Annotated in this window: 9 protein-coding genes and 1 rRNA gene (1 of these 10 only partly in view); 6 read left to right on the top strand and 4 right to left on the bottom strand. The window is 61.6% G+C overall.

Translation table 11 applies throughout. The features are described from left to right. Positions 1 to 396, bottom strand: a 16S ribosomal RNA gene (locus tag C163_RS03060) (it extends 1,143 nt beyond the left edge of the window). A 362-nt stretch (positions 397 to 758) separates the two neighbouring features. Here C163_RS03060 and C163_RS27000 point away from each other — a divergent pair. Then, positions 759 to 1,223 carry a hypothetical protein gene (locus C163_RS27000; RefSeq protein ID WP_155951602.1) on the top strand — a complete coding sequence of 155 codons (465 nt, stop codon included), beginning with the start codon at positions 759 to 761 and terminating at the stop codon, positions 1,221 to 1,223. A gap of 140 nt (positions 1,224 to 1,363) precedes the next feature. Here the strand turns inward: C163_RS27000 and C163_RS03055 are convergent, their stop codons facing one another. Both C163_RS03055 and C163_RS03050 read right to left on the bottom strand, forming a co-directional pair. Further along, complete coding sequence (locus tag C163_RS03055; RefSeq protein ID WP_023662877.1) at positions 1,364 to 2,857, bottom strand: CoA-acylating methylmalonate-semialdehyde dehydrogenase; 1,494 nt, start codon at positions 2,855 to 2,857, stop codon at positions 1,364 to 1,366. A gap of 73 nt (positions 2,858 to 2,930) precedes the next feature. After that, positions 2,931 to 4,277, bottom strand: coding sequence for an aspartate aminotransferase family protein (locus C163_RS03050; RefSeq protein ID WP_025337590.1), 1,347 nt, complete (start codon positions 4,275 to 4,277; stop codon positions 2,931 to 2,933). A 118-nt stretch (positions 4,278 to 4,395) separates the two neighbouring features. Between C163_RS03050 and C163_RS03045 the strand changes: the two genes are divergently transcribed. From C163_RS03045 to C163_RS03025, 5 genes are all read left to right on the top strand, one after another. After that, positions 4,396 to 5,313 carry a LysR family transcriptional regulator gene (locus C163_RS03045; protein ID WP_025337589.1) on the top strand — a complete coding sequence of 306 codons (918 nt, stop codon included), beginning with the start codon at positions 4,396 to 4,398 and terminating at the stop codon, positions 5,311 to 5,313. A gap of 90 nt (positions 5,314 to 5,403) precedes the next feature. Beyond that, positions 5,404 to 6,066: a TetR/AcrR family transcriptional regulator gene (locus C163_RS03040; RefSeq protein ID WP_003257076.1), complete on the top strand. Its 663-nt coding sequence runs from the start codon at positions 5,404 to 5,406 to the stop codon at positions 6,064 to 6,066. A gap of 9 nt (positions 6,067 to 6,075) precedes the next feature. Beyond that, the gene (locus C163_RS03035; RefSeq protein ID WP_016484768.1) at positions 6,076 to 6,660 is read left to right on the top strand and encodes a YigZ family protein; all 585 of its coding nucleotides are present in this window, start codon (positions 6,076 to 6,078) and stop codon (positions 6,658 to 6,660) included. A gap of 369 nt (positions 6,661 to 7,029) precedes the next feature. Continuing rightward, entirely contained in the window at positions 7,030 to 7,716 is a 687-nt protein-coding gene (locus C163_RS03030) for an SDR family oxidoreductase (protein ID WP_025337588.1), read from the top strand. Between the two features lie 86 nt (positions 7,717 to 7,802). Continuing rightward, positions 7,803 to 8,750 (top strand): adenosine deaminase, encoded by a 948-nt coding sequence (locus tag C163_RS03025; RefSeq protein WP_025337587.1) that lies wholly within the window; start codon positions 7,803 to 7,805, stop codon positions 8,748 to 8,750. A gap of 21 nt (positions 8,751 to 8,771) precedes the next feature. On the opposite strand, the gene C163_RS03020 is transcribed toward C163_RS03025, so the two are convergent. Continuing rightward, a complete protein-coding gene (locus C163_RS03020; protein ID WP_013970739.1) occupies positions 8,772 to 9,485 on the bottom strand; it encodes a helix-turn-helix transcriptional regulator in 714 nt (237 codons plus the stop codon). Positions 9,486 to 9,708: the final 223 nt, after the last annotated feature.

Below are 9,708 nucleotides of genomic sequence, written 5' to 3'. Positions count from 1 at the left end.
CGGCATGGCTGGATCAGGCTTTCGCCCATTGTCCAATATTCCCCACTGCTGCCTCCCGTAGGAGTCTGGACCGTGTCTCAGTTCCAGTGTGACTGATCATCCTCTCAGACCAGTTACGGATCGTCGCCTTGGTGAGCCATTACCCCACCAACTAGCTAATCCGACCTAGGCTCATCTGATAGCGCAAGGCCCGAAGGTCCCCTGCTTTCTCCCGTAGGACGTATGCGGTATTAGCGTTCCTTTCGAAACGTTGTCCCCCACTACCAGGCAGATTCCTAGGCATTACTCACCCGTCCGCCGCTGAATCAAGGAGCAAGCTCCCGTCATCCGCTCGACTTGCATGTGTTAGGCCTGCCGCCAGCGTTCAATCTGAGCCATGATCAAACTCTTCAGTTCAATACTGCTTGGGTTTTTAAGAAACCCTAAACTTGGCTCAGCAATCTCAAATGACTATGTGATTTCTCGCATGGCCACTTGTGATGCTGATAATCTTTGTGACTATCAGTCCATACTCACAAGCACCCACACGAATTGCTTGATTCGATTTGTTAAAGAGCGTTTGGTTAAGAGCTTTTCATCTCAACCGAGGCGCGCATTCTACGCTTTCCTCATTTTCTGTCAAGCGTTTATTTTGAAGTTTTTTGCGAGAAACTCGTTTAGCTTCAAACACTTGACTCGCTGCGATCTCTCGTAGCGGGAGGCGAATCATACAGCGTTTAGAAGCGCTGTCAACCATCATCTCAACCGCTGCCGATCATTTGATCGTAGCCCTTTCAGCTCTTTCCGAACAACCTAACTTATTGAATTTCAAGAAGTTTGTCGTTCCGATGTCACTGGAAGTGGGGCGCATTATAAGGGGATTCGAAGGGGCGTCAACCTTTAATTTCAAGAAATTGAAATATCAGGGGAAAAGACCACATCAAGGCCACCAGGTGTTCGCCACAACACCTTCTGCGCCTATGAGATCGAGCGCCGCCCGCGCGGCGCTTCGCAGCACAAGGCTGCTCCTACATCTGTTTCGGGCCAATTATTCCTGCTCCATTGGCGCGCGCACCCTGGGTGCATGGCAGGAGATTGATGAGGAGCAGCAGGCGCAACCTTCAATATTGAATGGAACAGACAAGGCGGTCGCGCGCGCCCGGCACAGGAGAGACTGGCCCGAAACAGATGTAGGAGCAGCCTTGTGCTGCGAAGCGCCGCGCGGGCGGCGCTCGATCTTGTAGGCGCCAGAAAACACAAGGCAGGCACCTCTCAAAGCCAATACCGTCTCAAGACAGGCCCCTAGCCGCCCTGACGCACCCAACAACCAAACCCCAAAAACAAAGCGGGGAGGCCTGTCGGCCTCCCCGCTTCTGCTCATCCCTTACAAACTAGGGAAGGCAAACTGCGAAGCCTCATGGCTGGCACGCTGCGGCCAGCGCTGGGTGATCGCCTTGCGACGGGTATAGAAGCGCACACCGTCGGGGCCATAGGCATGCAGATCACCGAACAGCGAGCGCTTCCAGCCACCGAAGCTGTGGTAGGCCACCGGCACCGGCAGCGGTACGTTCACACCGACCATGCCCACTTCGATCTCGTCGCAGAACAGGCGCGCCGCTTCACCGTCACGGGTGAAGATGCAGGTGCCGTTGCCATACTCGTGATCGTTGATCAGTTGCATGGCCTGCTCCAGGCTGTTCACACGCACTACGCACAGCACCGGGCCGAAGATCTCTTCCTTATAGATGCGCATCTCCGGGGTCACCTTGTCGAACAGGGTGCCACCGACGAAATAGCCATCCTCATTACCGGCCACACGGAAGCCACGGCCATCCACCACCAGCTTGGCGCCAGCAGCAACACCGTCATCGATGTAACCCACCACCTTGTCACGGGCAGCAGCCGTCACCAGCGGGCCCATGTCCAGGCCGCACGAGGTGCCGGCACCAATCTTCAGGGCCTTGATCTGCGGTTCCAGCTTGGCAATCAGGGCGTCCGCCACCTGGTCACCCACGCACACCGCCACCGAAATGGCCATGCAGCGCTCGCCGCACGAACCATAGGCAGCCCCCATCAGTGCGCTCACGGCATTGTCCAGGTCGGCATCCGGCATCAGCACCGCGTGGTTCTTCGCACCACCCAGGGCCTGCACACGCTTGCCGCGCTTGGTGCCTTCGGCGTAGATGTACTCGGCGATCGGAGTCGAACCGACGAAGCTCAGGGCCTTCACTTCCGGCGCTTCGATCAGCGCATCCACCGCTTCCTTGTCGCCGTGCACCACGTTGAGGATGCCCTTCGGCAGGCCGGCTTCCAGCAGCAGCTGGGCGATGAACAGGGTCGAGCTCGGGTCGCGCTCGGAAGGCTTGAGGATGAAGGCGTTGCCGCAGGCGATGGCCAGTGGGTACATCCACAGTGGCACCATGGCCGGGAAGTTGAACGGGGTAATACCGGCAACCACGCCCAGCGGCTGGAAGTCGGACCAGGCATCGATATTCGGGCCGACGTTGCGGCTGTACTCGCCTTTCAGTACTTCCGGCGCGGCGCAGGCGAACTCGACGTTCTCGATACCACGCTTCAGTTCACCGGCAGCATCCTCTAGGGTCTTGCCGTGCTCTTCGCTGATCATCTGCGAGATACGCGCTTCGTTCTGCTCCAGCAGTTGCTTGAAGCGGAACATCACCTGGGCGCGCTTGGCCGGTGGTGTGTTGCGCCAGGCCGGGAAGGCAGCCTTGGCCGAGTCGATCGCTTCCTGCACGGTCGCGCGGCTGGCCAGCTCGACCTTGCGCACGGCCTGGCCGGTGGACGGGTTGAAGACATCGGCGGTGCGCTCACCCTTGGTAACCAGTTCGCCGTGGATCAGGTGCTGAACAATGCTCATGCAAAACTCCAGATAAAGAAGGTTGAGGCAGGCGCGCGATGTGTTCACGCGCCTGGCATCAGAATCGGAAAGATCAGTCGATCAGGTTCAGGGTTTCGCCCACTGCGTCGAACAGGCGGTCCAGTTCCTGCGGCGTGGTGTTGAAGGTTGGGCCGAACTGCAGGGTGTCGCCACCGAAGCGTACATAGAAGCCTGCCTTCCACAGTTTCATCGCCGCTTCGTACGGACGCACGATGGCATCACCGTCGCGGGCAGCGATCTGGATCGCGCCGGCCAGGCCGTAGTTGCGGATATCGACGATGTTCTTGGTGCCCTTCACGCCATGCAGCAGCTTCTCGAAGTGCGGCGCCAGCTCGGCGGCGGCCTGCACCAGGTTTTCCTTCTGCAGCAGGTCCAGCGCGGCGATGCCGGCGGCGCAGGCTACCGGGTGGGCCGAGTAGGTGTAGCCGTGCGGGAATTCCACGGCGTAATCCGGGGTCGGCTGGTTCATGAAGGTCTGATAGATCTCGCTGCTGGCGATCACCGCGCCCATCGGGATGGCGCCGTTGGTCACCTGCTTGGCGATGCACATCAGGTCCGGGGTCACGCCGAAGGCTTCGGAGCCGGTCATCGCGCCCATGCGGCCGAAGCCGGTGATCACTTCGTCGAAGATCAGCAGGATGTTGTGCTGGGTGCAGATTTCACGCAGGCGCTTCAGGTAACCCTTCGGCGGCGGCAGTACACCAGCCGAACCTGCCAGCGGCTCGACGATCACGGCAGCGATGTTGGAGGCGTCGTGCAGCTCGATCAGCTTGAGCATCTCGTCAGCCAGGGCGATACCGCCCTCTTCCGGCATGCCTTTGGAGAAGGCGTTCACCGGCAGCACGGTGTGAGGCAGGTGGTCGACATCCAGCAGCTGACCGAACAGCTTGCGGTTGCCGTTGACGCCACCGAGGCTGGTACCGGCGATGTTCACGCCGTGGTAGCCACGGGCACGGCCGATGATCTTGGTCTTGGTCGCCTGGCCTTTCAGGCGCCAGTAGGCACGCACCATCTTCAGCGCGGTGTCGGCACACTCGGAACCGGAGTTGGTATAGAACACATGGTTCAGGTCGCCCGGGGTCAGCTCGGTGATCTTCTCGGCCAGCTGGAACGACAGCGGGTGGCCGAACTGGAAGGCCGGGGAGTAGTCCAGGGTGCCGATCTGGCGAGCCACCGCCTCGGTGATTTCCTTGCGGGTGTGCCCGGCGCCGCAGGTCCACAAGCCGGACAGGGCATCGAAAATCTTGCGCCCCTGGTCGTCGACCAGATAGTTGCCTTCGGCCGCCACGATCAGGCGTGGGTCGCGCTGGAAGTTGCGGTTGGCGGTGTAGGGCATCCAGTGGGCATCCAGCTTGAGCTGGCTGGCGATACCGGCGGTAGCGGTTTCGGGCATGTTCATCGGCGGTTCCTCGGAAGACGATTAGGCAACGATGGATGTTGTTGCAGCTAAATTGGCACGGCGATAAAGTCTGAAAAAGCCAACATTTCTAATCTTCAGACAGGCCCCGACTAAACTAATGAGCCGACGCCCCGATCCACTCGCCCAAGTTAGCGATTTCGACATCCGCCTGTTGAAGATCTACCGCAGTGTCGTCGAGTGCGGTGGCTTCTCGGCCGCGGAAAACGTGCTGGGCATTGGCCGTTCGGCCATCAGCCAGCAGATGAACGACCTCGAGCAACGCCTGGGCCTGCGCCTGTGCCAGCGCGGCCGCGCCGGGTTTTCGCTGACCGAGGAAGGCCGCGAGGTCTACCATTCGGCGCTGCAGCTGCTCAGCGCCCTGGAAAGCTTCCGCACCGAGGTCAACGGCCTGCACCAGCATTTGCGTGGCGAGCTGAACATTGGCCTGACCGACAACCTGGTGACCTTGCCGCACATGCGCATTACCCATGCCTTGGCCGAGCTCAAGGACCGCGGCCCCGATGTGCGCATCCAGATCCGCATGATCGCGCCCAGCCAGGTCGAGCACGGCGTGCTCGATGGCAGCCTGCATGTCGGCGTGGTGCCACAGACCAGCCCGCTGTCGGGCCTCGAGTACCAGCCGTTGTACAGCGAGCGCTCGCTGCTGTACTGCGCGGTCGGCCACCCACTGTTCTATGCCGATGACCAGCAGATCGACGACGACCGCCTCAACAGCCAGGAAGCCATCACCCCCACCTTCCGCCTGCCGGCCGAAATCCAGGCGCATTACCAGGCGCTGAACTGCACGGCCAGTGCTTCGGACCGCGAAGGCATGGCGTTTCTCATCCTTACCGGTCGCTACATCGGCTACCTGCCAGACCACTACGCCACGTTCTGGGTGCAGCAAGGCCGCTTGCGTGCCCTCAAGCCCCGGCAACGCTTCTATGACCTGAGCCTCAGCTGGGTAACGCGCAAGGGACGGCGGCCGAACCTGGTGCTGGAAAGCTTCCTCGAAAGCCTGGCTGCGACACGCTGATGCCAGTCTGTGCCGCAAACGCTTGTCACTTCGGCACAGGCAGGTAATCTTGTCCGACAGCCGCAGCCACTGACCCGTACGGAATCGTCCATGACCCTAGAAGTCCCTGCGCATCGCCTCTCCGCCTCGGGCAAGCCCGCGGGCCGCATCCGCCAGAAGAACGAACAGGCCATTATCCAGGCCGCCGAAGACGAGTTTGCCCGCCATGGTTTCAAGGGCACCAGCATGAACACCATCGCCCTCAAGGCAGGGTTGCCCAAGGCCAACCTGCATTACTACTTCACCAACAAGCTGGGCCTGTACATTGCCGTGCTCAGCAACATCATCGAGTTGTGGGACAGCACCTTCAACGCCTTGAGCGTCGACGACGACCCGGGTGAAGCGCTGAGCCAGTACATCCGCACCAAGATGGAATTCTCCCGGCGCAACCCGCAAGCCTCGCGGATTTTCGCCATGGAGGTGATCAGCGGCGGCACCTGCCTGAGCGAGTACTTCAGTGCCGACTACCGCGAGTGGTTCCGCGGCCGCGCCGCGGTGTTCCAGGCCTGGATCGAAGCAGGCAAGATGGACCCGGTCGACCCGGTGCACCTGATCTTCCTGCTGTGGGGCAGCACCCAGCACTACGCCGACTTTGCCACCCAGATCTGCCAGGTAACCGGCCGCAGCCGCCTGACCAAGCAGGACATGGAAGACGCGAGCAACAATCTTATCCACATCATTCTGAAGGGCTGCGGCATCAAGCCGGCTGCCTGATCGTCATTTATGCCTTCTACCCTGCTCGACCTCTGCGAATACCGCGAGGAAATCCGCAAAAGCCGCTTCATCACCCTCGCCGGGCCGATCAGCAGTGCCGCCGACGCGATGAGTTTCATCGAACGCCACAGCGACCTGGCCGCCACCCACAACTGCTGGGCCTGGAAGCTTGGCGCCCAGTACCGCAGCAGCGATGACGGCGAACCTGGTGGTACCGCGGGGCGGCCAATCCTCGCAGCCATCGAAGCACAGGACTGCGACCAGGTGGTGGTGCTGGTGATCCGCTGGTATGGCGGTATCCAGCTGGGCACCGGCGGCTTGGCCAGGGCCTATGGCGGCGGTGCCAACAAGTGCCTGCAACAGGCACCCAAGCGGCTGCTGGTGCAGCGCAGCGAATTCACCTGCAGTTGCAGTTTCAGCGAACTGGCGCTTGTGAAGCTGCGCTTGGCCGAGGTTGACGGCCTGGTCCTGGATGAGCAGTTCACCGCCAATGGCGTGGACCTGTTGATTGCACTGGGTGACGCCCACCTGGCGCCACTGCAGCAGCAGTTGGCCGACTTAAGCCGCGGGCGCATTCTGCTCGAAGCACGCTGAACATTGCCCACAACAACTGTGGGCCGGCCTGTGGATAAGCTTGGGGCACTCGCTTGCAGGCGGCATTACTCAAGGGCTGCAGAGCATTGATCATATTTTGATCACCATTTGATGACAGCCGCAAACCGTTGATGCTCCTGACGTTATCCCCAGGCCCACAGCCTGCGTAGCCCTGCACAGCCATCTGCGCTTGCACACAATAACTGTGGACCAGCTTGTGGATAACCCGTGCGCCAACAAGCCGAAGACCACGCCGCACAAGGGCCTAAGGCAACTGGTGATTTTTCGCACAACCTACGACAAGGCGCCCGGCGCCACAGTGCATTATCCTCAATACCCTTCTTCGAACCGATCACGGAGCGCATCGACATGGCTAACGCAAAAACCGCACTTATCATCGGGGCCTCGCGCGGGCTGGGCCTGGGCCTGGTGCAACGCCTGCACGAAGACGGCTGGAACATCACCGCCACCGTGCGCAACCCGCAGCAACCCGGCGCGCTGGCGGATGTATCCGGCGTGCGCATCGAACAGCTGGAAATGAACGACACGGCCCAGCTCGATGGCCTGAAGCAACGCCTGCAAGGCCAAGTGTTCGACTTGATATTCGTCAACGCCGGGGTCATGGGCCCCCTGCCGCAGGACCTGGAGGCGGTACAGAACAAGGACATCGGCGACCTGTTCATGACCAACGCCGTGGCGCCGATCCGCGTGGCCCGGCGCCTGGTCGGCCAGGTACGCGAAGGCAGCGGCGTGCTGGCCTTCATGAGCTCGATCCTGGGCAGCGTGACCATCCCCGATGGCGGCGAAATCTGCCTGTACAAGGCCAGCAAGGCGGCCCTGAACTCGATGATCAACAGCTTCGTCGTCGAGCAACAACGCCCCGACCTGTGCGTGCTGGCCATGCACCCGGGCTGGGTGAAAACCGACATGGGCGGCGAAAACGCCGAGATCGACGTGTTGACCAGTACCCGCGGCATGCTTGAACAGATCAAGGCGCAAAGCGGCAACGGCGGCCTGCGCTTCATCAACTACAAGGGCGAACCCTTGGTCTGGTGATTCACCAGGTCGCAGCCTGGCCGGGCGCAATGCCCGGCCAGGCTCTGTAGAATGGCGGCAACCGTACCTGATCGAGATGACCCACCATGTATGACTGGTTGAACGCCCTGCCCAAGGCCGAACTGCACCTGCACCTGGAAGGCTCGCTGGAGCCCGAGCTGCTGTTCGCCCTGGCCGAGCGCAACAAGATCGCCCTGCCCTGGGCCGATGTGGAGACCTTGCGCGGTGCCTATGCCTTCAACAACCTGCAGGAGTTCCTCGACCTGTATTACCAGGGCGCCGACGTGCTGCGTACCGAGCAGGACTTCTACGACCTGACCTGGGCCTACCTGCAACGCTGCAAGGCGCAGAACGTGATCCACACCGAACCGTTCTTCGACCCACAGACACACACCGACCGCGGCATCCCCTTCGAAGTGGTGCTCAACGGCATCGACCAGGCGCTCAAGGACGGTCGCCAGCAACTGGGCATCAGCAGCGGTCTGATCCTCAGCTTCCTGCGCCACCTCAGCGAAGATGAGGCACAGAAAACCCTCGACCAGGCCCTGCCGTTCCGCGATGCGTTCATCGCCGTTGGCCTGGACAGTTCGGAAATGGGCCACCCACCGAGCAAGTTCCAGCGCGTGTTCGACCGCGCCCGCAGCGAAGGCCTGGTCGCCGTTGCCCATGCCGGCGAGGAAGGCCCGCCCGAGTACATCTGGGAAGCCCTGGACCTGCTGAAGGTCAAGCGTATCGACCACGGCGTGCGCGCCATCGAGGACGAGCGCCTGATGCAGCGCATCATCGACGAGCAGATCCCGCTCACGGTGTGCCCGCTGTCGAACACCAAGCTGTGCGTGTTCGACCACATGAGCCAGCACAACATCCTCGACATGCTCGAGCGCGGTGTGAAGGTCACGGTCAACTCTGACGACCCGGCCTACTTCGGTGGCTATGTCACCGAAAACTTCCACGCCCTGCACACCCACCTGGGCATGACCGAAGACCAGGCCCGTCGCCTGGCCCAGAACAGCCTGGATGCCCGGCTGGCCTGAGTGATCTGACCGCGATCGCGGTCAACCGACCTGCAACGTCGGCACGCGGGCAATGCGATTGATCTGCTGGATACCCAACGCAGAAATATGCAATGCCCGCGAGTCCTCGGCCTCGCGCATCCAGCCAGATTGCAGGAACAGCCGGAACAAGGCCTGCCCCAGCACGCCACCCAGGTGCGGCCCCTGGTCGTTCCACTCGGTGCAGCGGCAGATCACACAGCCACGTTGCTGATGCGGCGCCAAGGCATCGATGTAGACCCCGACCAAAGCCAACTGCGTCCGCCCCTCCTCGCTTACCATCAGCTGTCGACCACTACCCTCCAGCCAGCCGGCCACCACCAGACGGTGATACAGCTCACCGGCCAGTTCCCCGCCCAGGTGATCGCCACAGCGACGCGCCCTGCGTATCGACATGGGCAGCGGTGATACCGGCGCCTTGGCCCGCTCCCCCCTGGCGCTCTCCAACTGGACACTGGCCAGCGCCTCCACCGCTGCCCCGACTTGCGGGGTGGCCAGCCGGAAGTAGCGCTTGCGCCCCCGCGCTTCGTGCCGGAGCAAACCGGCCGATGACAACAACGAAAGGTGAGCGCAGGCCGATGACGAGGTCAGGCCTGTCATTACCGCGAGCTCGTTGGCCAGCCGCGGCGTGCCGTCGATCAATGCCCACAACATGGCACTGCGCTTGGGGTCAGCCATCAGGCTGGCAATCTGGCTGATACTGCTGGCTGCGTTCATGTCCCTGTAACTCCCTGCAAGTTCACTGTGTGGATGCGATGGCCACCCCTGGCAGGGAAGCGCCTCTCGCTGGCACTGGCCTGGTTCGCCAGTATAAGCCGCAAAAAACGCCATTCAGGCAGCGCTGCGCAGTGGCACCACCGGCAAAAAACCACTGGGTATGCCTACCCATGGCAAGCAGTGAAACAGTACGTGAAAGCTGCCCGGGCCGCGCGGGCAAGCA

The organism is Pseudomonas sp. FGI182, from assembly GCF_000511325.1.
Lineage (GTDB): Bacteria > Pseudomonadota > Gammaproteobacteria > Pseudomonadales > Pseudomonadaceae > Aquipseudomonas > Aquipseudomonas putida_Z.
The sequence above is the reverse complement of the archived record's forward strand: the minus strand, read 5'-3'. Positions and strand labels throughout refer to the sequence as shown.